The sequence below is a fragment of the Pristimantibacillus sp. PTI5 genome (assembly GCF_048572955.1).
In the GTDB taxonomy this organism is placed as follows: domain Bacteria; phylum Bacillota; class Bacilli; order Paenibacillales; family Paenibacillaceae; genus Pristimantibacillus.
Genome location: NZ_CP183886.1, coordinates 3,596,909 through 3,620,708, shown reverse-complemented (window position 1 = coordinate 3,620,708; position 23,800 = coordinate 3,596,909). Strand labels below are relative to the sequence as shown.

At 50.6% G+C, this 23,800-nt stretch carries 21 protein-coding genes; 9 read left to right on the top strand and 12 right to left on the bottom strand.

Annotated elements, in window-relative coordinates; all coding sequences use genetic code 11:
* Positions 1-78: 78 nt before the first annotated feature.
* From ACN6MW_RS16305 to ACN6MW_RS16290, 4 genes are all read right to left on the bottom strand, one after another.
* Positions 79-1,134: an FUSC family protein gene (locus tag ACN6MW_RS16305; protein WP_364150434.1), complete on the bottom strand. Its 1,056-nt coding sequence runs from the start codon at positions 1,132-1,134 to the stop codon at positions 79-81.
* Positions 1,131-2,258 (bottom strand): DNA alkylation repair protein, encoded by a 1,128-nt coding sequence (locus ACN6MW_RS16300; RefSeq protein WP_419871155.1) that lies wholly within the window; start codon positions 2,256-2,258, stop codon positions 1,131-1,133. Before ACN6MW_RS16300 ends, ACN6MW_RS16305 begins: the two co-directional genes overlap by 4 nt.
* 232 nt (positions 2,259-2,490) lie before the next feature.
* Positions 2,491-3,258, bottom strand: a complete 768-nt coding sequence (locus ACN6MW_RS16295) for a sporulation protein (RefSeq protein ID WP_364150428.1) — start codon at positions 3,256-3,258, stop codon at positions 2,491-2,493.
* 72 nt (positions 3,259-3,330) lie between these two features.
* Entirely contained in the window at positions 3,331-5,109 is a 1,779-nt protein-coding gene (locus ACN6MW_RS16290; RefSeq protein WP_419871154.1) for an ATP-binding protein, read from the bottom strand.
* A 265-nt stretch (positions 5,110-5,374) separates the two neighbouring features.
* On the opposite strand from ACN6MW_RS16290, the gene mscL reads away from it, so the two are divergent.
* Both mscL and ACN6MW_RS16280 read left to right on the top strand, forming a co-directional pair.
* Positions 5,375-5,836, top strand: coding sequence for a large-conductance mechanosensitive channel protein MscL (gene mscL, locus ACN6MW_RS16285; protein WP_419871153.1), 462 nt, complete (start codon positions 5,375-5,377; stop codon positions 5,834-5,836).
* Positions 5,829-6,464 carry an NUDIX hydrolase gene (locus ACN6MW_RS16280; protein WP_419871152.1) on the top strand — a complete coding sequence of 212 codons (636 nt, stop codon included), beginning with the start codon at positions 5,829-5,831 and terminating at the stop codon, positions 6,462-6,464. The genes mscL and ACN6MW_RS16280 overlap by 8 nt, the downstream gene beginning before the upstream one ends.
* A gap of 126 nt (positions 6,465-6,590) precedes the next feature.
* Here ACN6MW_RS16280 and ACN6MW_RS16275 read toward each other — a convergent pair whose 3' ends face one another.
* Together ACN6MW_RS16275 and ACN6MW_RS16270 are read right to left on the bottom strand one after the other, a co-directional pair.
* The gene (locus ACN6MW_RS16275) at positions 6,591-6,929 is read right to left on the bottom strand and encodes a hypothetical protein (protein ID WP_419871151.1); all 339 of its coding nucleotides are present in this window, start codon (positions 6,927-6,929) and stop codon (positions 6,591-6,593) included.
* Positions 6,930-7,108: 179 nt separating this feature from the next.
* Positions 7,109-7,531, bottom strand: a complete 423-nt coding sequence (locus ACN6MW_RS16270; RefSeq protein WP_419871150.1) for a hypothetical protein — start codon at positions 7,529-7,531, stop codon at positions 7,109-7,111.
* Between the two features lie 167 nt (positions 7,532-7,698).
* Between ACN6MW_RS16270 and ACN6MW_RS16265 the strand changes: the two genes are divergently transcribed.
* From ACN6MW_RS16265 to ACN6MW_RS16255, 3 genes are all read left to right on the top strand, one after another.
* Positions 7,699-8,394, top strand: coding sequence for a hypothetical protein (locus tag ACN6MW_RS16265; RefSeq protein WP_419871149.1), 696 nt, complete (start codon positions 7,699-7,701; stop codon positions 8,392-8,394).
* Positions 8,395-8,518: 124 nt separating this feature from the next.
* Positions 8,519-9,415, top strand: coding sequence for a manganese catalase family protein (locus ACN6MW_RS16260; RefSeq protein ID WP_419871148.1), 897 nt, complete (start codon positions 8,519-8,521; stop codon positions 9,413-9,415).
* Between the two features lie 113 nt (positions 9,416-9,528).
* Positions 9,529-10,200 carry a TraX family protein gene (locus ACN6MW_RS16255; protein WP_419871147.1) on the top strand — a complete coding sequence of 224 codons (672 nt, stop codon included), beginning with the start codon at positions 9,529-9,531 and terminating at the stop codon, positions 10,198-10,200.
* Here the strand turns inward: ACN6MW_RS16255 and ACN6MW_RS16250 are convergent.
* The gene (locus tag ACN6MW_RS16250) at positions 10,195-11,088 is read right to left on the bottom strand and encodes a serine/threonine protein kinase (protein WP_419871146.1); all 894 of its coding nucleotides are present in this window, start codon (positions 11,086-11,088) and stop codon (positions 10,195-10,197) included. The genes ACN6MW_RS16255 and ACN6MW_RS16250 overlap by 6 nt on opposite strands.
* A 199-nt stretch (positions 11,089-11,287) precedes the next feature.
* On the opposite strand from ACN6MW_RS16250, the gene ACN6MW_RS16245 reads away from it, so the two are divergent.
* Together ACN6MW_RS16245 and ACN6MW_RS16240 are read left to right on the top strand one after the other, a co-directional pair.
* Positions 11,288-11,458, top strand: a complete 171-nt coding sequence (locus ACN6MW_RS16245; protein WP_364150400.1) for a hypothetical protein — start codon at positions 11,288-11,290, stop codon at positions 11,456-11,458.
* Between the two features lie 128 nt (positions 11,459-11,586).
* Positions 11,587-11,805, top strand: coding sequence for a hypothetical protein (locus ACN6MW_RS16240; protein ID WP_364150397.1), 219 nt, complete (start codon positions 11,587-11,589; stop codon positions 11,803-11,805).
* A gap of 104 nt (positions 11,806-11,909) precedes the next feature.
* Here the strand turns inward: ACN6MW_RS16240 and ACN6MW_RS16235 are convergent, their stop codons facing one another.
* The 5 genes from ACN6MW_RS16235 to ACN6MW_RS16215 all read right to left on the bottom strand — a co-directional run bounded on the left by ACN6MW_RS16235 (position 11,910) and on the right by ACN6MW_RS16215 (position 20,859).
* Positions 11,910-13,208, bottom strand: coding sequence for a putative bifunctional diguanylate cyclase/phosphodiesterase (locus ACN6MW_RS16235; RefSeq protein WP_419871145.1), 1,299 nt, complete (start codon positions 13,206-13,208; stop codon positions 11,910-11,912).
* 206 nt (positions 13,209-13,414) lie between these two features.
* Entirely contained in the window at positions 13,415-14,143 is a 729-nt protein-coding gene (locus tag ACN6MW_RS16230; RefSeq protein WP_419871144.1) for a response regulator transcription factor, read from the bottom strand.
* A gap of 116 nt (positions 14,144-14,259) precedes the next feature.
* Positions 14,260-18,132 carry a response regulator gene (locus ACN6MW_RS16225; RefSeq protein ID WP_419876361.1) on the bottom strand — a complete coding sequence of 1,291 codons (3,873 nt, stop codon included), beginning with the start codon at positions 18,130-18,132 and terminating at the stop codon, positions 14,260-14,262.
* Positions 18,133-18,308: 176 nt separating this feature from the next.
* The gene (mgrA, locus tag ACN6MW_RS16220; protein WP_419871143.1) at positions 18,309-19,304 is read right to left on the bottom strand and encodes an L-glyceraldehyde 3-phosphate reductase; all 996 of its coding nucleotides are present in this window, start codon (positions 19,302-19,304) and stop codon (positions 18,309-18,311) included.
* Positions 19,305-19,413: 109 nt separating this feature from the next.
* A complete protein-coding gene (locus tag ACN6MW_RS16215; protein WP_419871142.1) occupies positions 19,414-20,859 on the bottom strand; it encodes an HD-GYP domain-containing protein in 1,446 nt (481 codons plus the stop codon).
* 291 nt (positions 20,860-21,150) lie between these two features.
* Here ACN6MW_RS16215 and ACN6MW_RS16210 point away from each other — a divergent pair, with 291 nt between their 5' ends.
* Both ACN6MW_RS16210 and ACN6MW_RS16205 read left to right on the top strand, forming a co-directional pair.
* Entirely contained in the window at positions 21,151-22,308 is a 1,158-nt protein-coding gene (locus tag ACN6MW_RS16210; RefSeq protein ID WP_419871141.1) for a peptidylprolyl isomerase, read from the top strand.
* Positions 22,309-22,809: 501 nt separating this feature from the next.
* The gene (locus ACN6MW_RS16205) at positions 22,810-23,682 is read left to right on the top strand and encodes an aldose epimerase (RefSeq protein WP_419871140.1); all 873 of its coding nucleotides are present in this window, start codon (positions 22,810-22,812) and stop codon (positions 23,680-23,682) included.
* Positions 23,683-23,800: the final 118 nt, after the last annotated feature.

Sequence of the window (23,800 nt, the reverse complement as noted above, 5' to 3'; positions counted from 1 at the left end):
GTGTTTGAATAGCCAAGCCACATAATGCAAAAACTACAGCCTATAGCTGCTGTAATATCTGATGATTTGCGGGAACCATTAGTCCTCCTTCGCGTCATCGGCGCTGCGTTTTGGTTTCTCTTCCCGCTGCTGCACTTGGTCAAGCAGCTTCTCTAGTCGCCGCAGGTGATACGCATACTCGAACAATCCCGAGGCGACGAAGATAAGACGTTTATGCTCATCCGGATCCTCCATGACATAGGCCGTCAGCTCCTTCACGAATCGGGCTTCACGCTCTTCCTCGGGCTCGATCAGCGCATTTGCCTTCATCTTATCTTCTGCCTTTAGCAGGATATGCTCGTGATACTTCGATAAATCCTCGATTTGCCGGTCGAACCGGCGAGCCCACTCGCTCGCGCTCGGCGAAGCAAAATAATGCTCCTCCACCACTTCGAGAAGGTCGGCCCCTTTTTGCAGCGCCTTAATCATTTGCTTGGACACAAGCAGCTGCCGGGCATGGCTCGTCTTCGCCTTTGCAAGCACCTTGCGCTCCTCTTCGAAAACCGTATGCCGCTCCTCCAGCTTGCGCAGCGTTACATGCAGATTGTCCTTTTCTTGCCGGAACACCTGCTCCTTCATTTCATTGGAAACGGCTGTGCGCAGCAGCAGGGAAAGCTGCGTATACGCTTGATGCACCTGCTCCGTAAACTGCCGCCTTGGACGCGGCGGAAACACCAGCACATTAACCAAAAAGGACGAACCGATACCGGTCAATACCATTAAAAATCGCATGATCGCCACATCCCAGCCCTGTCCGTTCGCTTCCATGATGGCAACGACCGTGACAAGGGTTAGGCTGATTGTGCTTTCCATTTTTAGACGGATGCCGATGAGAATGACAAGAATACAAACGAGACCTGCAGCAATCGGCGTATGTCCGAATAAACGAACCGCGGCAATCGCAATGACTGCGCCGAGCAGGTTCGTTTGTACCTGGTCCGCTACGTTCTGCCATGACCGGTATATGGATGGTTGTATCGTGAAAATCGCGGCTACCGCAGCAATCAACGGGGATGCAAAGCCAAACAAGCTGCTCAAGTAGATCGCTAACGCGACAGCCATCCCCGTTTTTAATACCCTTGCCCCTATGGTCATATCGGCTCAGCCTCCGTTACCATCAGCTCCGCTGCGGCGACCTCTCTGCCGTTCACCCATAATGTCACGCGGTGCAGTCCGCCATAGTGCTTGCGCGTCGTCAAATCCGCAAAGCGGTGAACGCGGACACTGGACGCGGATGCTCCTCCGGCATATTCGCGGTCCGAAAGCAGAAAACGCTTCAGCGACGTTTTGCCACCGGATTTCACGAATGCAATGCCGTACTCGATACGAAGCTTGGCCGGCTCGCCCTCACGCAGCTGCACGCGGTAATGCAAGCTCACCTCGCTGCCAATTGCTACCGTCCCTGGAGCCACCTCTAACGCCGCGGCAGCCACGAGCGGACGCCCAGCCTCCTCTGCGGTCTCATGCTTCGCATACCCGAACAACGCCATGATCTCCGGAACGGATTGTTTAATCAACGTGCGGCAGCCATGCCTTACAATCCAATCCGTTCTGGCATCCTCGCCGCTCCACGCCTTCGCAAGAGCAGCGACAAGCTCCGGATGATCCTTCGCGATATCATTCAAATTGTTCGCAACGCTCTTGCGCACATAGAGAGATTCATCCCGCTTCAGCTTCTCCAGAATCGGCACGATTGGCGACGGATCACGCTTGAACTGCGGCAGCGCCTGCGCCCAAGGGAGCCGCGGCCGGATTCCTTCGCTCGCAAGACGCCTTACATGCTCATTCGGATGATCTGCCCAAACCAGCATCTGCTTAACCATTCGGTCCGGATCGCTCAAAATAAACGCTCTAATGGCGAACTCAGCCGTTGAGCGCTCGGTAAACCGCTCAAGCGCAGCCAATGAAAGTTCCCAATGCTGCGGCTCCATTCCAAATACTTCTACAAAGTCCGGGAAAAATATGTAGGGAAGCCCCTTGCATTTTTCATCTATGAGATAGAGTACGGCAAGCGCTTCGCCATAATCCTGAGGCAAAGCAGCGCCCAGCGCCTCTGCAATTTTGCGGGCACGCGCCTTTAGCTCGAGCTGCTCCCAGCCCCCATCTCTTACATGCGAAGCGAATCGTTCTTCGTCAAACGGTCTCCACGCCGTCTTCACCAAAGCTGCAAATTGTTCTAGAAATAAGCCGTCATACATGGCCTTTAGCGGTTCTGCCAACGTAAATCCCCTCCTCCAGCTATTATACCGAAAAACCCGGGCTCTTTACTCTTTCTCTACCCTTAATCGCCAAGCGTAAACGCCGACGCAGTCCTCCATGCGGCAAAAGCTTGTTTTGCAATGAAATATAAACATCGTATAAGGTCTAATTTTATACTTTCTGATATGTAAAAAAAAGCTCTGAAACACTCCCGCAGGCGTGCTTCAGAGCTTTTTCTATTCATTCTGCCGATTAAGCGTAACGCGCGATGATGTCGGATAGCTGATGAGCGATGGCGTTCGGCCCTGCTGCCAGCTGCTCGTTCGTAAAGCGGGTACGGACAAATGACTCATCCATATCCATTGCTTCCGCAAAAAAGCTCGATAACCCGCGAGCGCGCCGGTCAACCTGCAGCACCAGCTCAAGCTCGCGATCCGATGGGTAAAACATCACTTCCAGCTCGTCTAATTGTCCGCGGAACTGCGTTGTCGGAACAAATTCCAGCTCCTGCACAAACGGCATTTTGCCCCCTAGACGGGACGAATACTCGCATTCCGCTTTGCGCAAGCGGAAGCCCAGCAAATCGAGCGCCTCAAGCACCGTATTCATCGGAGCCGTCGGAACGACATCAATACGGTCGTTATCGCCAGGATCCACGCCGCCGCGAACGTCCAGCTCCGTCTTCACCCATACTGGCGCGCGTCCGATGGTGAGCGGAGTCTGATGAGGCAATTGGAACGAGAACGGTACCTCGCGTCTCTCGTTTGCCTGCAGCGTGAATGGCGCACTCACATGAAAACGGCCAACCTCGCCATGCTGCGTTATTTTGCTGTCATTGCTCTCGCGTATATATTCTGTCATAACCGATAGCTGGATGGTTTCAATTCGCTGCTCCACATTGCCGCCCTGAATCTTCACGATTCCTCTAACCTCTTCGCCCGGCGAATAACGCGGCTTCTCCAGCAGGGTATCAATTTTTGCGGAACCAATGCCGATACTAGCCAAAAAACGATTGAACATTGAAACGACCTCCACTCAAATAGTGTTGTTTCCAAACTCTAAAGCATATTACGATACCTTCTAAAATAGGTTTCACTTCTCAACTGTTGCTTCCGCAGCAGAAGTCTCTGCTTGCTGCTTGTACGGCAATTGAATGATAAAGGTCGTTCCCACTCCCGTTTTGCTTTCGGCCGTGATTTTGCCTTGGTGGTTGTCAATAATCTTGTAGGTGACCATTAGGCCTAAACCCGTTCCTTTATCCTTGGTTGTATAGAAGGGCTGACCGATCTTGGCCAGCTGCTCCTCGGGGATGCCCGACCCTTGGTCCTTAATCCGGATTAGTACGCCGCGTTCTTCGTCTAGGGACATATTAATCGTGACGACCCCGCCGTTTTGCATCGCTTCAATGGCATTTTTGAGTACGTTTATGAACACTTGCTTTAATTGGTTCTCGACGCCTACTACCCATAACGGACGGTAATCCGAATGAAACTCGATAATGACGTCATGCAGGATCGCCTGCGTTTCCAGCAGGTTTACCGTATCCGCCATGATCTGGCGGGAGTCCTTATGGACGAACTCGTATACTTGCGGTTTGGATAGCATCAGCAATTCGCTGACGATGGATTCAATGCGGACAAGCTCGGACTTCATAATCTCGTAGAAGTTATTGCTGTTCCCCCGCCCGGACGTAATGAGCTGCAAGAAGCCTTTCAGCGAGGTGAGCGGGTTTCGGATTTCATGCGCGATGCCGGCCGCCAATTGACCTGCTACGGACAGCTTCTCTGAATTAATCAGCAGCTCCTCATTCTTCTTGCGTTCGGAGATATCGCGAATAATGACTTGCTCGATCTGTTTCCCCGAGAAGGTGGAGCTTGCCCTAACCATCTCCGTGTGAAGGAGCGTACCCTGCATGGACTGCCATTGCAGCTCAATCAGCTTAACCGGTACGTCTTCACCTGCTTGTCCCGCCGCGAGCCAAGCCGCCATCTCGCTGTGGTACTGCACATCGAGCAGGCTGTAGATGCTGCTGCCGATCATTTCGGTCTCTGACTCAACCTCGAACATACACAGCCCCGCACGGTTCATAAATTCCCATTTGCCATCGCTGATTAGAGCGATCGTGTCCATGGAGTTCTCGACCAGGAGCTTATACCGCTCGTCGATTTGGCTGTATTTATTGGCTGCCAGCCAGGTGGTAAGACTGAAGCTGAGAATAATTAACGTAGACAGTCCAAGCAAAAACGCAAGGAGCAGCAAATACTCGTTTAATAGATCGGTCGATAAAATATCCTTGTATTCAATTTTTAGCGCATGCATGCCGATCTGATGGATCGCCATGTTGGACAAGCCGAGCGACAGGCAGCTTTTGAATTTATACCAAGGCGACTTGGAATCCAGCCAGTAAAAGGCCAGGTAAGCGCCCGCAAAGCCCACCCCAAAGGATAGCCAATAGAGCAGCCAATTCATTTTCAGGATAATAACGGATTCGGACAGCATCGATATGTATTGAAGCATCGTAGCGCCAAGCGCCATTAATAGGGCGCTGAACAGGTATCGCCCGCGCGAGAGCTCCTGGTTTTTCAATACGACCAAGGACGCATAGACGATAAGCGCGCATACGACCAAAACGAGCAGCATGCTCCAGTCCATGACCATTCTATAATCGGACGCCAGCAAGGATACGACATGCATCGTCCATAGGCCAAGCCCGAATACGGAGGCCCCCCCGATAATCCAATTGAACCCGTATGATCTTTCTTTCGGTTGCAGCTGTTCAATCATATTCAGCATCGTGTAGGAGGCAAAGCACATAATGATGATCGATAAAACGATATAATAAGGGTTGCCGGTAATGATCGGATCAGCCATTGGACTCCTTGTGAACCCATATTTTTAATTACCAATAGTAAATTTCGACAATTATTTTAAAAACCCTCTGTTTTCTCGCGGTATTATGCAAATTTTTGTAAGAAAAGCAAAGATAGTTTTTCTTCTATCCTTCATCAGCTATTATGATAGGATGGCTGTCTTCGAAACGGGGAATACTAGATACATCGGCATTTGCCAGCATGCTAGATTTGCTTTATCCTGAAAGCCATGGTTTGCTTCATTAACATTTGTAGGAGGAAAAGCAATGAAGATCGTAAAGGAATTTAAAGAATTTGCAATGAAAGGCAATGTCATCGACCTGGCGGTCGGGGTTATTATTGGGGGCGCGTTCGGCAAAATCGTCACTTCGCTCGTCAACGATATTATTATGCCGCCGATTGGCAGAATTTTGGGCGGCGTGGATTTTAAAGATTTAAAGATTCCTCTGTATTCACAAACCGAAATAGCAAATCTCAAAGATCCAGCTACCGCACCTTACATCGCCTACGGCCAATTCATTAACGTCATGCTGGACTTTTTAATCGTGGCCTTTTGTATTTTTCTGCTTGTCAAAGTAATCAACGTCCTTCGCCGCAACGAGAAAAAAGAAACGGCGCCTGTCGAAGTAACCGAGAAGGATTGTCCCTACTGCTTGTCTAAGATTCCGGTAAAAGCTACCCGCTGCAAGCACTGCACCTCCCAGTTGGAGGCGTCTGCCCATGGCTGAGGAGCTGTTCGACATATATGACGAGCAGCTTCGGCCGCTGGGAACCGCCACACGCGCGGAGACGCATGCCCGCGGCTATTGGCATCGCACCTTCCATTGCTGGCTGACGCGGCGCGAGGGAAACCGCAGGTTCGTGCGGTTTCAGCTTCGCCAAGCCAGCAAGGATACGAACCCCGGCTGCTTTGATATTACGGCCGCCGGACATTTGGCCGCAGGGGAAACCATCCGCGAGGCTATACGCGAGCTGGAAGAAGAGCTTGGCGTAGCTGCCACGTTCGAGCAGCTCATTCCGCTGGGGCAAATTCGCGAGGATGCGAGCGGCGAGGTGAACGGAAAACCGTTTATCGACCGGGAGGTCAGCGACGTTTTTGGCCTCGTGTGCGATATGCCTTTGTCGGATTTGAAGCTGCAGCCTGAAGAAGTGGCCGGCGTTTACGAGGCTGATCTGGATGTGCTGATCGCCATGTTTGAAGGCTCTTTATCCGAGGCCGCTGCGCTTGGCGTTGAGCTAGGCGATTCGGATGCGCCGCTGACAGCCGTGCGGCGCTTTGTTCAGGCGAAGCAATTCGTGCCCCGTGACTTTTCTTATTATGCGAGCGTGCTTCGGGCGTTGCGCGGTTGTACCTAACCCGTGCTTCGCCTTCGGCGGCTTGCCCTCGCACTCCCCATGCCCGCTCCCAATTGGTATACCACTGGTCAATTAAGCCATGAATATTATAGAACTCCGTATGGCGCGGGGCGAGATCAAAGTCATTCAGTTCCGGCTGATTGAAAAGGCGAGCCCCCATTTCATGAAAGCAGCCGTGTAGACTGGTCTCAATAAAGCTTCCCAGCTGGTCCGCCGATGTGAATGACTGCGGATTGAACTGCACTCTCTGTTCTGCACCTGCATCGTAACAGGGCGTTCTTCGAATGCCGTCGGGCACCTGCGGCCAAGCCGCAATCCATCTTCGGTCGTAGCCCATGGAATCATGCCATCGGTATACCCGGTTGATATAATCGCGATGAAAGCGTAAGAAACGTTCTCCATAGCCAGGCGGCGGCACAGTCCCCGGCACGAGATGATAGGTGTGATGCCAATCACGGTGCTCATCTAACAAAGCTTGCGGAAAATATGGAATTTGCGGCATCTTGACTCCCTCCTTGCTCGTTCGTTCCTCTTAGTTCTCACTCCGTTATCGTATGCGTCCATTGCGGTCCCTGTGATTTTCCGTCCTTTTTAAACGGCAAAAAAAAGACTGCCTTTAAAGGGCAGCCCTTTTTCCGAAAAAATTAGAACCAGAAGTTGCGGCGGCATTCGTCTTGCGCACGTCTGACACAAATATCGAACGTAACCGTTACATCATGGTTTCTGCCAAACGAACAACAAATTCTTACGCAATCTTTGTCACGGCTACGGAAGAAGCAGACGACACGGCATTTGCAGTCAAGCAAGCTTTGTACGGCTCTTGCATCACGGCAGCGAATCGCTCTCACAAGCTTCGCTGCTGTTTGCTCGTCTTTCAATTGCTTGAAAATATCGCTTAATTCTCTTCCTGCATCCTGCATGGCTTCGACTGCCGGATCAACCCTGCGGCCGCAGCCGCAGCTTTTATGATCCTCTTTACATTTACAATTAGAAGATATACGGGCATGACTATTCGATTTATGAGCCGTTTTAACATTGCTAGCTTTTAATTTAAGATTTGAAGACATTACTATTCCCCCTCCCTCTCGAACATACTCTATTCTATGCAAATCAAAGAGAGTGGTATGGACGAGTGGCACCCCCCAAACGTTGAAATCCCGACTTTCGATTGTCGTATGTCTCTCTCTCCTGCTGCATACCTATATGACATACCATTCGAATGGAGGTCTTTGGCTTGGCGGAAAATATGATGAACATGGGCAATATCGGCAATATGGGCAACGTGCCAAACGTTGGCGGCTCAGGCAGCATGCCGAATATGGAGCATATGCAAAACGTTGGCGGCATGGGCAGCATGCCGGATATGGGACATAAGCAAAAGGTTGGCGGTATGGGCAGCATGCCGGATATGGGACATAAGCAAAAGGTTGGCGGCATGGGCAGCATGCCGAATATGGGGCAGATGCCTAGCGTTGGCGGCATGGGCAGCATGCCGAATATGGGGCAGATGCCTAGCGTCGGCGGCATGGGCAGCATGCCGAATATGGGGCATATGCAAAGCGTCGGCGGCATGGGCAGCATGCCGAATATGGGACATATGGGCAGTATGGGAGGTATGCCGAATCCGAGTCACGTAGCGGGAATGGGAAAAGCCGATCCTGTCGTTTATCAAGCGGAGCCGCAGCACACGGCGATGGTGATGGAGGTGCGGGACCGCGTAATGGGCATGTGCGGCGGCCACATGCATAAGCAGGTTTGCGTCCAAACGGTTGATGGCCATATCTACGAGGGGACGATCGTGCATATCGATCATTGTATCTTGTATTTGCAATGCACGATGCGCGATCCGCGCGCCTTTATGAATCCTTATGCCGCTGTTCTTCCGCTCGTCCTTTATGAGCTGCTCGTCATTACGCTGCTCAATACCTAAGCCAAGCGGCAGGTTGGTTTATTCGACAATAGGTTGTCCTCTTTGACATTGACGGTCTATGACGGCGAAAGCTGTCATACATATGCATAAAATGAGTCGTCAATGAAATGAGGTGAGCAAGCCCATGATTGAACGGATAAACAGGCTTCAGGTGGAGCTCCCGCCATCCCCCTATGCGGATGCGAATGCCGCGGCAGCGGTGCAAGAGCTGCTCGGCGGTAAATTTGGCGAGATGTCTACTTTGAACAATTACATGTACCAATCCTTTAATTTTCGCGAGAAAAAGAAGCTTAAGCCTTTTTACGATCTTGTATCCAGCATAACCGCCGAGGAGTTTGGCCACGTTGAGCTCGTCTCGACTGCAATAAATATGGTGCTGACCGGCACCACCAGTCCCGGCGATCCGAATTCGGCACCGCTGAAGGAGGGCGTAAATAAGCGTAACAGCTACTTTTTTATTCAAACCGCCCAAACCTCGCTGGCCGGTGATTCCATGGGCCGCGCATGGACGGGGGATAACGTGTTTAGCAGCGGCAATCTAGTGCTCGATCTGCTGCATAACTTTTTCTTGGAATGCGGCGCGCGAACGCATAAGATGCGAGTCTACGAGATGACTGACCATCCCACTGCCCGCGCCATGATTGGTTATTTGCTTGTCCGCGGCGGGGTCCATGTGCTGGCTTACGCCAAAGCGCTCGAAATCGCGACCGGCGTTGACGTGAAGAAGCTGATTCCTATACCCGACCTCAGCAACAACAGCTTTGAGACGGCACGCAAATATGAAGCGATGGGGCTCGGCAACAAGCTGTATACGTTCAGCCAAAATGATTATAAGGATATCGTCCTTATTTGGAATGGCCAAAATCCGCTCACCGGTGCTCCGCTCGAGGTCATTCAAGGCGCCCCGCAGGGTGCGCCCATGCCCGACTTAAGCGAACTGCCGGAGGAGTTCGCACCTGGCATCTCGCAGGAGGATTTCATGCAAATTGCACGGCGGCTGCAGAAAAATGCCGGCCTTTAGATGAATTCAAACTATGGAGACCTCCTAACTCGCGCAAAGCGGCTTGGAGGTCTTCCTGCTCCTATTCTCTCGTATTACCTATGCTATACTGGATAAAAAACGAGAGAATGAAGGTGACCAAGCTGCAATTTTTGGCTATGCTAACGATGCTTATCGATCATATCGGTCTCATATGGTTTCCTGAAAATATCGCATGGAGGGTCATCGGCCGGCTGGCACTGCCGTTTTACGCTTTTACGATGGTCCTAGGTTATTTCCGAACGAGTAATATTCATCGTTATTTGAAGAGGACAGCCGTGATCGCTATTCTGTCCCAGCTGCCCTACCAATTTGCTTTTCAGCGGCTGGAGGTCAATACGGTTGGCTCATTATTCGCCTGCCTGCTGCTTCTTTATCTGCTCGATAAATGGAACGGCAAGCCTATCCCGCAAGCGCTGTTAGCAGCCGGTTTTGCCGGGGCGCTCGAGGTTCTTCCTTTTAGCTACGGCGCGTATGTCGTGATGCTCGTGCTTATATATCGCTATGCTCAAACGCAGTGGTTTACCTTGTTTCACTTTTCATTGAATGCGGTAAGTTTTTTTATAAAGGGCTGGTTCATTCAAGCCTTTAGCTTATTTGCCACTATCTTCATCATATATATGCCGGATTTTATGCGCAGCGCCGACAAAATAAAGGTCCCGCGCCTCGTTTGGCGCAGCTTTTACCCGCTGCATCTTGCCATTATCGCGGTCGTCTATTATGTGACAAGCAATCAGAGCTTTAAAGATATGATTCGCGCTTTATGAGGGATCGGCGGAATCCCCCAGTGAATCCAAAAGCCGCTGCAGTTCTTGCGCGCAGCTCTTCGCGGACGCCCAGCCCGGCTCGCCGCGCTGAAGCAGCCTGCTGACGAATTGCTTCACGGCAAGCGGAAGCTCCAGCTCCTCTTGCCAGCTGCGTTCCGCCTGTCCTTCATCATATTCAAAGCCTGCGTACATCATGAATAGAAAAAAATGCCCTAAGCCGTAAAGGTCGCTAGCCGGGTCAGGTCTGCGCATGCGCTGCTTGGCGCCCGACCAGCTCTCATCTGACGCATGAGCCTTTAAATCATCGAATGACTTAGGCTCTTTAAGCCCCATGCGCAGCGTCTCGGGAAGCTGCTCGCCGATGCGGCAGGAAAGCCCAAAATCAATCAGATACAGGCGTCTTCCATTGTCTAATACGTTGGGGATGCGAACGTCCCGGTGCACGTATCCGGCTTGATGGAGATGCTCCAGCGGCCGCAGCAGCTCCTTCAGGATGCTTAATGACTCCTGCACGGAATAAAGGCGTCCCTGCTCTATTTTCTGCTCCAAATTTTCGCCGACAATGAGCTCCATGAGAAGCGCTTCGTCTTTCCCTTGCTTCTCATAACGGATCCATTTCGGGATCTGCGGATGATCCAGCTGCTTCAAAATGCTGCTTTCCCGCTCTAACAGCTGTCTTCCGATATCCTTTTTGCTTGGAAGATTGCGTTTGAGCAGCATCGTATGGCCCGATATAATATCTGTGCATGCATAAGTCTGCCCATAGCTGCCCATGCCGATAAAACGTTCGATGCGGTAACGTTTCATCCATACCACGCCGACACGGAGCGGAAAATCCCGCCAATGCTTAATGATTTCTTTATATTTGCCTACAATAAATGACCGCATGACGCTTCTCCTCCAGCAGCTGCATGCCCTCCTTAGGTAAAATTCCTGCGGACGGTTCAGCGAATAAGAAACTTTAACCACAAAAATTCGTACGATTACTTATATGAACGTGTACGCTGTCACAAGCTGTTTGTTTCACAAAATTAAGCATACGCATTTTCAGACAATTTTCGACAAAACGATTAAAGGGGGCATTAGTATGCTAAAGCATTTACTCAAACGTTTAATCTATTCACTCATGGGACGCAAGCATCGCAGCCGTCGTCATTATAGCAGCAGTGACTATAACCACGGGCATTATCGCCCGCACAGCCGACCGCATCGCGGACATGGCTACTACAAAAAGAACTACAGCAGCTATTCCAGCTAAAAAGCGCAGTAAATGTCGAATATGTTAGAAAAGTGTAAATAAAATAAACAAAATCCTGACGACAGTTTCATAAGAGGCTAAAAGGTTTACGTTAGAATAGGGGAAATCGATCGGAGGTGTTATAGGAAATGATGAAAATCGTTACCTTCAAAAGTCGTTCCGTCCCTGTGTACTATCCTAACGAACAATCGGCATCCATAGAACTGCTTCATCATAAATTGTACGAATTGGAATTGGACTTTGATTTCCGCAAAAAATGGAGAAGAATCAAATCGGTAGAAATGGTACGCGACGTGGCTATTTTCCAATATAACGACGGAACGAAGCTTTATCTTGAAGTATGTTAGCATATATTAGAAAAAAGACCTGAAGGCACATTCCGCGTGCCCTGTCAGGTCTTTTAAATTTTACGCTCCTATTTCCCCAGCCTTATCGGCAGAGCCGATGTTCCTTAGCGCTGGAACACCTCGAATTCCGCGTGGCGAAACATCGACGGATCCAGCTTATCATGCTCCGTCGGCTTGCCAAGCAGAAAGCCTTGTATGCAGTCGCAGCCCCACTCGCGCAAGAGCTCATACTGCTCCCCGTACTCGACGCCTTCGGCAATGATCTCCAGCCCCAGCTTATGCGCCAGCTTAATAATGCCTTCCACGATAATCCGCTCCGCGCTATGAAGGTCAATTTTCTTAATAAACGATCGATCGATTTTTAAGCATTGAATCGGTAGTTGCTTCAAATTTATAAGCGAAGAGAATCCTGTCCCAAAGTCATCCAACACGATCCGGACTCCTGCCGCCCGAAGCCAGCTAAGGGCAGCCAATGCCAATGTCGAATCATAAATGCCGCGGCTTTCTGTGATCTCCAGCTCCAATAAAGAGGCATCCAGCTCAAAATCCTTGATCGCATTGAGGACCGTCTGGGAAAAGGAAGAATCCTGCAATTGCAGCGCTGAAACATTAATCGACATGATTAAGCGGCTAGCTCCGTCTTTGTTTATGCTCGCGAGCTTCTTGCATGCTTCACGGAGCACCCATTCCCCGATCGGAACGATAAGGCCATTGTGCTCGGCAATAGGAATGAATTCCAATGGCGCGATCTCGCCAAGCTCGGGATGCTCCCATCGAATCAGCGCTTCGAATCCTCTTAGCTTGCCGTCTGCCGCCTGGAATACAGGCTGATAGCATAGTCGAAATTGCCGCAAATATAAAGCTGGCCTAAGCCCCGCCTCGATGCCGATTCGCCTATTCAATTGAACGGTATCCTCCGTATTGTAGAACCGCGCGCGATTGCCGCCTAATTCCTTGGATTGATAAAGGGCTGATTCTGCCCGGCAAATGAGCTGTTCACTTGTCCGTCCATCCTGCGGGAACAACGTTGCTCCGATGCTTGAGGTTAAATACAGTTCCGTACCATCGACATCGATCGGGCGTTCAACCGCATTTTTGATCGCTTCCACAGCCTGAATGCCTTGGCTCTCGTCATGCTCGAGCGGTATCGCCACCATGAAGCGGTTGCCTCCGACGCGGCTTACGCTCGTTGCAACCATTCTTGCTTCTGCCAGCCGCTGCCCGATCATGTAAAGTAATTGATTGCCGAACTCCGTCCCCTTTGTTTCGTTTACACGATAAAACCGATCCAGATCAACCAACACCACTACCATCCGCTTACCTGCCGCACGTACGACATTTACCGCCACTTCAAGCTGCGCAAAAGCCTCATTGCGGCAAGGCAACCCGGTTACCGCATCCATTTTATCCGACCACCGTCCTAATCCATGATTTAAACCTATTGTGGCATACAATTATTAGAAAAATTAGTTGCATATATTTAGGATAATGTTAGATATTTTAACACCCCTGCAGATAAACCTTACATTCCTGCACATGATAATTTCGTTAAAAAAAAGAACCACTCCGCATCGGCAGAGTGGTTCTCAGCAATATTTATCATGTGCAATTAGGTTTGGCTCATGCTGGTGTGCTGAGCCGTGTACTTATAGCCGAATCCCCAAACCGTCCGAATGAGCCTCGGCTCCTTCGGATTCTGTTCAATCTTTTTCCGAAGATTAACAATATGTACGTCGATGGCACGGTCAGTCACAAAGGAATCAAAGCCGCGGATCGTATTTATAAGTTCTTCCCTGCTGAATACTTTTCCCGGATATGCAAGAAACAGCTTCATAAGTTCATACTCCGAGAAAGTAGTTTCGACCAATTGGCCGCGAACAAGCAGTAAGCGTCTTTCAAAATCTAGTTGAATCGGATTGCCGTCTTCGACCGTTTCTACCGCTGCAGCAACCTGCTGCGTCGCCTCTGTCTGCATTGAGTTCGATCGGCGGATCAGCGCTTCTACCCGTGCTGTCATCTCATGCATGCTAAACGGCTTACACATGTAGTCGTCAGCACCAGCCTTTAACGCCTGAACCCTTTCCGATACTTCACTCTTCATCGACAAAATCATAATCGGTACGTTAGAGCGCTTTCGGATGAGTGCGCAAACTTCCATGCCGTCTAAGTCGGGCAGGATCAAATCAAGCAGCACCAAATCAGGATTGAATTCGCTTGCGAGTCTCAATCCATCGTCTGCTCTGTAGGCCTGCATGACGGAATAGCCTTCTTCGGATAAATACATAGACAGCATATCACTCATCATGACGTCATCTTCAATAACTAGAACTTTATACATTGTCGTCACCCTTTTTGAGGATAGAAGATTTCTGTCAAATATTTATGGTATCTCTACTATACAATCTCTACTATACAATACCGACAATAAAGGGACAACAATTTGTTAGAAATTTGTTAGGAGTTATTGTCGAAAACATCCTTCGCCTGTCGAAGGCCGTCCACCAGCTGCTTTAACAAGGCTTCTAAATGAATAATCGCCGACTGCAGGCTCTCCGTATCCAGCTGCGGCAGCTTCACGATGCGCTCTACCTCGCAAGCAGCCTCTAACAATTCATAAGCCGATAAATAGCCGGCCGCTCCCTTCAGCGTATGAGCCATTCTTTTGACAACGGTTAACTCCGATTGCTTGACCATCATGCGGAGCTGATCCGCAAAGGTTTCATAATCAAGCACAAACTGCTCCATCATATGAAGCAAAATCGGCAGCTTGCCATTGACCCTAGCGAGCGCGCTCTCGATATCCATGCCTGGAATGGCAGGCAGCAATAAGCCCTCGGCCTTGGCCTCCGGCGCCCGGGGATGCTCAGCAGCCTCAGCCTGCAGCTCCCGCGCGGCCGCCACAGGCTTCGAAAGAAGCTTGCAGCCCTCCTTGAGCCAGTAAGATATAACCGTGTGCAAACGTTCGGAGGAAATCGGCTTCGTGACCACGTCATTCATCCCGAGCTTCAAATAACGCTCGTGATCGTTGCGAAGCACATTGGCGGTTACGGCAATGATCGGAATATCATCGTATTTGGCATGGCTGCGGATAAGACGAACCGCTTCCGAGCCATCCATAACAGGCATATGAATATCCATAAGAATAAGATCCCATCGCTCGTCAACGAGCTTTTGCAGCACCTCTTCGCCGTTCTCCGCCAGCCCTACCTCGTAGCCCTGCTCCTTCAAGATCTCAATGGCGACAAGCTGGTTGATCTTATTGTCTTCCGCCAGCAGTATCCTGGTATTCACTGTATTTGGCTGCACCGGCAGCAGCGGAGCCGTTCGCTCCTGCTCATCCGCGCCTGAGCCCTTATGCGTCAGCACGCTTTCTATCGCCCGCAGCATAGCCGTTCTCATAATCGGCTTGATCAACAGCGTGACCGGCCTTTGCTCTGCGGGCAGCTGCAGCATTTCATCGCGGCCGTAAGAGGTTGTCATCGCAATCGTTTTGACGCCGGCCGACTCCGCATCGCGGTGGAACTCGAGCCAGGTTTCCGCACCGTACATATCCGGCATTTCCATGTCGAGAACAATCAGCTTCGGCAATGCCCCGGCTCCAATGCGGCGAAGGCGGTCTCTTGCTATTTTCCAAGAATGAAAGGGAATGGGGGTCAAGCCGTAGGATTCAATAATATTGCTCCAATGCCCGCGCATTTCGTCATCGTCCTCGACAATCCACACGGGCTGCTCCCGGAATTCCTGACCGGCCTGCCAGCGCGTCTCCGCATATTTATGAATAACGGTGAACGGCAGCGTAAAGTAGAACTTGCTTCCCACATATGCTTCGCTCGCTACTTCAAGCTTGCCGCCCATCAGCTCTACCAGCGATTGGGAGATGACTAGGCCAAGCCCCGTACCGCCGAACTTTCTCGTAGTGGATCCATCCGCCTGGGTAAAGGGCTTAAACAGCTTATCTACCTGTTCAGGTTTCATGCCGATACCCGTATCCGAGATCGTGAAGCGCAGGCTGATCTCGTCATCCGATTCCCCCGCCAGCTCAAGCTGCAGCCTTACTCTTCCGCGGTTCGTAAACTTGATTGCATTCATACAGATATTCAATAGGACCTGCTCCAGACGCATCGCATCGCCGATAAGGGTCTGCGGCAACGACTCCGGCGTATCCACAATGAATTCGAATTGCTCCTTGCCGCCCATAAATACGCTTAATTGATCGGTTATGCGGTGCAGAAGCTCTTCCGGCTGAAAGGGCAGCCGTTCGATATCGACCTTGCCCGCCTCAATTTTGGAAAAATCCAATATATCATTAATAAGCCGCAGCAGCGTCTCGGAGGACGTATGCATCTTGTCCATGTAATCTTTCTGCGATGCGGAAAGCCCTGTTTTGCGCATCAGCTGCGTTAAACCGATTATGCCGTTGAGCGGGGTCCGGATCTCATGGCTCATCAGCGCCAGGAACCGGCTTTTCGCCTGATTCGCCTCCTCCGCTTCCTGCGTAGCGCGAACGAGCTCCTCCTGCACCATTTTTTGCTCAGATATATCGCGGGCGATGCAGGAGAAAAAAAATTCGCCCGTATCTTCATCATTATGCGCTACGACAACCATGGACACATGCAGCGGCTCGCCATTTGTCTTCAGCAGCTCGGCTTCGCTTTCCCAATACCCAAACTCCCTGGCCAAGGCTGCACCCTTCACGAACTCCGCATACATAGCCGGCTCCGAATGCTGCTCCACCGAATGCTCGTTGCCCGAGGCGTTCAGCAAGCCCAGCATCTCTCTGCCGGCGCGGTTCATATAAACGAGCTTGCCCTTCGAGCTCACCGATGCGATTAAATCCTTCGCTGACTCCACAATGTCAAGCAGTCGATTCCGCGCCTTCTCCACATGCTTGCGGTCTGAAATATCCAGCACCATGCCGACGACGCCCGAGAAACGGCCATTTCGGTCACGCAAGCCGTTGGAGCTGTGCAGCGCCGGTATGCGGGTGCCGTCTTTATGAATAAAGGTCCATTCCCGTTCATACGAGAAGCTCTCGCCGCGCAGTTCCTTGAATACCTCTAGTCCTGGCTGAACCTCTCTTCCGAGCTTGAGCGTCAGCTTCTCGGCTTCCAAACGGATCTCATCCAAATCTATGAACAAGAGCGGAGTTGCCACGCCAGCCAGCTCCTCCGTCTTATAACCCAGCATTTCTTCCGCTGTTTTATTGAGATAAGACACCTTGTATTGGTCGTCGAGCACGATAAAGGCATATTGGTTTTGATTGATGATCGCCTCAAGCCGGTCGAACATTTCCTGCAAATGCTCCATCATTCCGTTTACCGAATGTCCGAGCTGCCCAATCTCGTCATGCGGCTCAACCTCGAGATGCTCCGCTTCAAAGAGTCCTGCCGCAGCCTGCTCCGTAACCAAAAGAATCCGCTCAAGACGTTTAACGATGCGCTCGAAATAGAGAAAGAAAAAGATGACGATAATCGCCTCGGAAATTGCAATCGTACTAAAAATACGCCAAAAGATCGGCTTAATCATTTCTTGAAACTTCGACGTCGGCTCCTGCAGCGCAATGCGCCAAGGCGTATCGCTAACCTTTGTATAAAAAACTGAGGAAGGGATCTCTCCTATTTTCAAGTTCGCTACTCCCGCGTTTGAATTCAGCATTTTACTCGCAATGGGACGCAAAGGAGATTGCTTCTCGACTAAGCTTGTTGCTCTCATTTCCCCGCAATCGGAGCAATAAATCATCCCGCCGGCATCATTAAACAAGCGGAGGACTGCGTTCTCGCCCGCAAATTCAATAAACGGACGCAGCGCCGAGAATACGATGGAGGCATAAACAATTCCCTTCAGCTCATTCGTTGCGCCATATACGGGCACTAGAATAAACGATTGCTTCGAACTAGAGTACGAAGGAATGAAGGGGTCCGTAATCACAACTTCTCCTGCAGACGCCTCTTCGAAAAAAGCTTCCCCGCTCATGTCCCTTTGCGGGCCATCCGTCCGCAGCGTAATGCCCGTCTCGCTATCCATATAGCCGATGGCATGATAAGTGAAACCTCCGCGTACGAGCTCCCGCCCAAAATAATGCAGACGCTCCTCGTCCGTTCCGAACCGCACAACTTCCGTACGGCTCATCACCACAACCTCCGCCTTCCGGATCGCCAGCCACGAAGCCAGATCGTTAGCGCGGTTGTCCAGCATGCTGCTCGTCTTCTCAATCTCCGATTGGAGCATCGCTTCCTTGACTACGGAATAATTGCCCACACCGGCAAGTAACAGCGGGATCAAAGAAATGAGCACAATTAGAATCAAGCCTTTTGTCCGCAACGACATTTTTTTCAAGCCGTTTTCCCCTTCCGCTGTGCGTTTCCGCAGCTGTCGAACTTTGACACTATTATACCTCTTTTATCTATTGTTGGAACAAAAAAAACGCTAGAGCCAGCTTGCCGCATGACCGCGGAAAGCTGCTCTAGCGTTTCTCTATTTTAAGGTTACAAACAGGCTTGCTGCTACTCTGCCGAGAGGATCGATTCGATGCGGCTAAGCTCCTCGTTGCTGAAATCAAGGCGGCTCAAAGCAGCTACATTGTCATCAATTTGCTCCACTCGGCTTGCGCCGATCAGCGCCGATGTTACGCGTCCGCCCCGCAGTACCCATGCAAGGGACATTTGGGCAAGCGATTGCCCGCGTTCCGCGGCAAGCGTATTCAGCTGCTTGATTTTTTCCAGCTTGCCGTCGGTAATTTGGTCCGCCTTTAGAAATACGCTCGGTCCTCCCGCGCGCGAATCCGATGGAACGCCGTTCAAATAACGGTTGGTCAGCAAGCCTCCAGCAAGCGGGGAAAACACGATAGAGCCGATACCCTCCTCCTCAAGCACATTCTGCAGTCCATTCTCGATCCAACGGTTGAACATGGAATAGGATGGCTGGTGAATAAGGAAAGGCGTGCCCAGCTTCTTCAAAATGGCAGCTGCTTGGGCCGTTTGCTCCGCGCTGTAATTCGAAACGCCGACATACAGCGCCTTCCCGCTGCGCACAATGTGGTCAAGCGCGCCCATGGTTTCTTCAAGCGGCGTTTCCGGATCCGGACGGTGGTGATAAAAAATATCGACGTAGTCCAGGTTCATCCGCTTCAAGCTCTGGTCGAGGCTGGAGATCAAATACTTACGCGAGCCAAAATCCCCATATGGGCCTTCCCACATGTGATAGCCTGCTTTGGTAGAAATAATAAGCTCGTCGCGGTGTGCCGCGAAGTCCTGCTTTAAAATTTGGCCGAAGGTTTCCTCCGCCGAGCCTGGAGGCGGTCCGTAGTTATTGGCCAAATCGAAATGGGTTATCCCTAAGTCAAACGCACGGCGCACCATGGCCCGTCCATTCTCAAGGCGGTCAATGCCGCCGAAATTATGCCATAGCCCCAGGGAGATAGCTGGCAGCTTCAAGCCGCTACGTCCTACGCGATTGTACTTCATGCTCTCATACCGATGATTAGCCGCTAAATAAGTCATGATCGATTTCCCCCAAGCCTTTATTTAGAAACGCTTATTCGATACTTGCAATCCTAAGGGCGTTTCCCCTGTCTATTGTACAGCTGCCGCTCATAAAATGGAAATTAATCTAACGGCTATACTTCTTATCCAGCTTCAAATGCGGGCTGTTCCGTACTGTCTCCTCAAAGAACACCGGCTGCTCCCGAACTAGCCGTTCCCATGCCTCTACGCAATGCGGGTCAAAATGCACCCCGCTTTCCTTAAGGATAATTTCCATTGCCGCTTTATGCGTCATGGCCTTGCGGTACGAACGCGAGGAGGTCAGCGCATCGTAAACATCCGCTACAGCCGTCACCCGCGCGAGCAGCGGGATCTGCTCCCCTGCCAGCTGGTCCGGATAACCGCTTCCATCCCATTTCTCGTGATGGGAACGGATAACGGAAAGCTCCTCCGGCATGAACCCCAGCCTCTTGCACAGATCGTATCCCGATACGGGGTGCACCTCGATAATTTTACGTTCCTCCGGCGTCAGCTTGCCCGGCTTGTTCAAAATCGTATCCGGTATCCGCAGCTTGCCGACGTCATGGACAAGTCCCCCTTGCGCAATGGCTCTCAGCTCCGCGGAGGTTAAGGAAAGCTCCTCGCCAAGCTTGAGCGCGTAAAGGGCAACCCGGTAATTATGACCGGCCGTATAGGAATCACGCGCTTCCGTTGTCATGACCAATTCGCGCACGCTGGAAGACATGTAGGTGTTGATCCAGTCGCGCGGATTGGCGCGGAACATCAGCTTAACGGACGAGGTGATCGATTTGGAGCTGACATATTGATTTACGATTCCGACAACCATTACGATTACGGATGCGAGCAGCAGGAAATGATACAGCCACCAGCTTATATTCCAAGTCTCGCCGCTCACGATAATGAACTGCGCGACGACCATCCATCCCGCGCTGTAGACGATTGCCAGCTGCAGCGGAAAGCGGGAAGATAAATAAGTCATCAAATAACGGTATATCGTCCACCCGTTCAAGCCCAAGATAAATAATGTAGCGGTCCATTTCATCGGCAGTTCCTTCAGCTGGAAATAAAGAATCGCATCCGGATTAAACCACAGCACGGCGCAAAATCCAAACAGCAGGAGCGTCCATACCGGAAGCAATAGCCTCTGCCACTCGGAAAACCATTTAATCAACGGCAGATCTACGGAAAGGGCAGACAGCCACAGCCATACAACTGCCAGCAAAACGCTCAGTTGGGCGGCGCTTCCGGCAATATCGGAATGATGCATCATAAAACCCGGAGTCGATAGGCCGTGAAAAACAAACATAGCCGTGAGCGATACATAAGATAGCGATAGAAAACTAATCTTAATATTGCGAAGCTGTATCGCGACAAAACCGACTGCAATGGCCAGGGCAAGCGAGAACAAAGAAACGAGACTGACGATATAAAAATGCTCATACGGCGCTTTTATGCTTTTATCCAGCTCCGTGCCCCGTAACAAAAGATAAGCGGCAAGCGGTAAAAGCATGGCTGCAGCCAGACGTGTGTATACCCCCGTATTTGTACGCAAACGGCTTCCTCCTACAGATCTTACTTTGTTATGAATAGCAAATATACTACCGCCAATTTGGGGTGTAAAAGGATAGGAGACATCGAAAAGTAATCTCGAAATATGTAGGATAATGTTGGATTTATATATATCCTTATCATAACATCCCTCCCGCTCCTTATAAATAGTGATGTTTATAGTGAAATGAATAAGAAGCATTCGACAAATTATATTTTTATGTTAGATTAAGGTTTTTTCATGTTTGTTTTGTTATAGTAATTGAAGATGGGAAAAACGAAGGGAGTTTATGGAATGAATAACAAGGAATCGCAGCCAAACAAAGACGCAGAAAACGAATTGACTGCGAAAGAAGAGCGTTACACGTTCGATGAAAGCAATCCGCAGGACAAGCTTTCAGAGCAAGATGCAGCGATCGAAGAAGAGCTTCAGCAAGAATCGGACAAAGAGCATGCAGAAGCAGCCAACGACGAAATTCGCGCCACTGCTTTAAGCGCGGAGAGCGTTCATCAATCACCAAAAGGCGGAAGCGGCAAAATATGGGCGATCGTATCGGCCGTATTGGCGATTTTGCTGATTATCGTATTAATTAAGCCGCCATTCGGGGGCGCCGGCAATGAAACGGTTGCAACCGTAAATGGTGTCGACATAACGCAGGACAGACTTTATGACGAGCTCGTTACGGCTGGCGGACCGGCTACGCTTGAGAACATCATCACGCAAGAGCTTATCGCGCAGGAAGCCAAAGCAGCCAGCATTGAAGTTACCGATGCGGACATCGATTCCGAGATCGATCTGATCAAGAAGAGCTTCGGCACGGAAGAGGAGTTTACTGCAACGCTTGCCCAATACAACATGACGCTTGAGAGCTTGAAAAAGGATACAAAAATCAACCTGACGATCCGCAAAATCCTGGAGCCGAAAACGGATGTAACGGACGAAGAGGTTCAGCAATACTTTGATGCGAACAAGGAAACGCTCGGTACGCCTGAACAAATCCAAGCATCGCATATTTTGGTTGCTACCAAGGAAGAAGCGGACGCTATTCTTGCCGAGTTGAAGCAAGGCGGCGATTTCGCGGCGATCGCAAAAGAGAAATCCATCGACACGGGTTCAAAAGACAAAGGCGGCGATCTTGGCTTCTTCGGCAAAGGCGATATGGTTGCCGAGTTCGAAACGGCTGCATTCGCGCTGAAGATAAATGAAATCAGCGGCGTTGTTCAATCCGAACACGGCTTCCACATCATTAAGAAAATCGCTGAGAAAGCTGCTGTTGTTCCAACCTTTGAAGAGAAGAAAGAAGAAATCAAGAAGCAGCTTGTTGCTACGGAAGCAAATGAGCTGTCCGAAGCGTGGATGACTGAAATTCGTGCAAAAGCGAAAATCACGAATACATTGACTCCGGAAGCATCTGCAGACCCAGCGGCTACCGAAGCGCCGGCAGCAGAATAACCCTCAAATACGAAATGGGACAGCGCGACGCAGGCGATTTATAACCTGCGTTACGCTGTTCCTTTTTATTTTCGGCAACAGAAAAAAAGCCCCCTGTCACCCGGAGGGAGGGGCTAAGGGGGCTTTGGCTTCAGCAGCGCAGGCGATTATGATCTTTGTTCGTTCGGTTCGCATCGGCTGCTGCATAGGAATGGCTCGGCTTGGCATGTTGGCTTGTGCGTTTTTTAGCTCGGCTGTTTCAGAATCTCTACTGGCAATACCTGCGTTTCTCTGAAGTTAATATATCATATTCGACTCTTGCAATTTGGAGTAGATGATTGTTTTACTAGATTCGACCATTTTGAAACCTGCATGAAACGTAGGTTTAATGGACCGACTATTAGCCGGGAGGGCAGTATGACTCGATAGGCGTAAATCGGTAGATAATAAGTGCAGTGAAGCGCTTTGGGAATATGATATGATGGGGCAATATGACATTCACCTATTATTGGAGGGAATTAAGTGAGCAACCATGCAGTACGCAGTTATGAGGATACCTTTACGTTGTATGAATTAACCGAGGCGAGCACGCAGTCCCGCGTCATCGTTTGTCCGGAGCGGGGAGGCATTGTGATCGGATGCCAGTTGAACGGGCTTGAGCTCTTTTATTTGGACAAGGCAACCTTTGAGCACAAAACCGCGAATATTCGTGGCGGGAACCCGATCTTGTTCCCGATATGCGGACAGCTTGAAGAGCAAGCCTATGAATGGAACGGCCAAACCTACAGCATGGCTAACCATGGCGTCGCCCGCAATGCCGCGTGGAATGTTGTAAGCACGAATGCTGACGGAGAAGCATCGATTACCATTCGCCTGCAAAGCAATGAAGATACGCTTCGCTCTTATCCTTTTGCCTTCGAGCTTCTGTTTACCTACGTGCTTCAAAATGGGCAGCTGCATACGCGTCAGACCTACCGCAATCGAAGTGAAGCTGCGGCTATGCCGTTTTATGCCGGCTTCCATCCTTACTTCGCGATCGATTCGGACAAGAAGATCGCCTACGAGATCGATGCAACCCGCTATTTCGATTATAACGACAATGTCGAGAAGCCATTCGACGGCGTCATCGATTTGGAAGGGCTGGTTGAATCCGTCTGCTTGCTGGATGCGAAGAAAAGCGAAATTTCCTTCCCGTCGGTTCAAGGCGCCCGCGTACGCTTGACGTATGACGACATTTTCAAATATATGGTGCTGTGGTCGGTTAAGGACCGTCCTTTTGTTTGCGTCGAGCCGTGGATGGCAATGACGGGAGAGCTTGGCCGCAAAGAGGAGCTGGTCATGCTGAATGCCGGCGAAGAGCTGCAAGCCAATCTTACGATCAGCTGCGAGCGCTAATTCCCCCTAGTTACAAACGCAAAGTCAACATGCTTATAGAATGAAAAAGAGGGAATCCCCGCTCGCCAGTGTTCTAGCCATGGCGATCGATTGAGTCCCTCTTATCACTTGCAGTCGG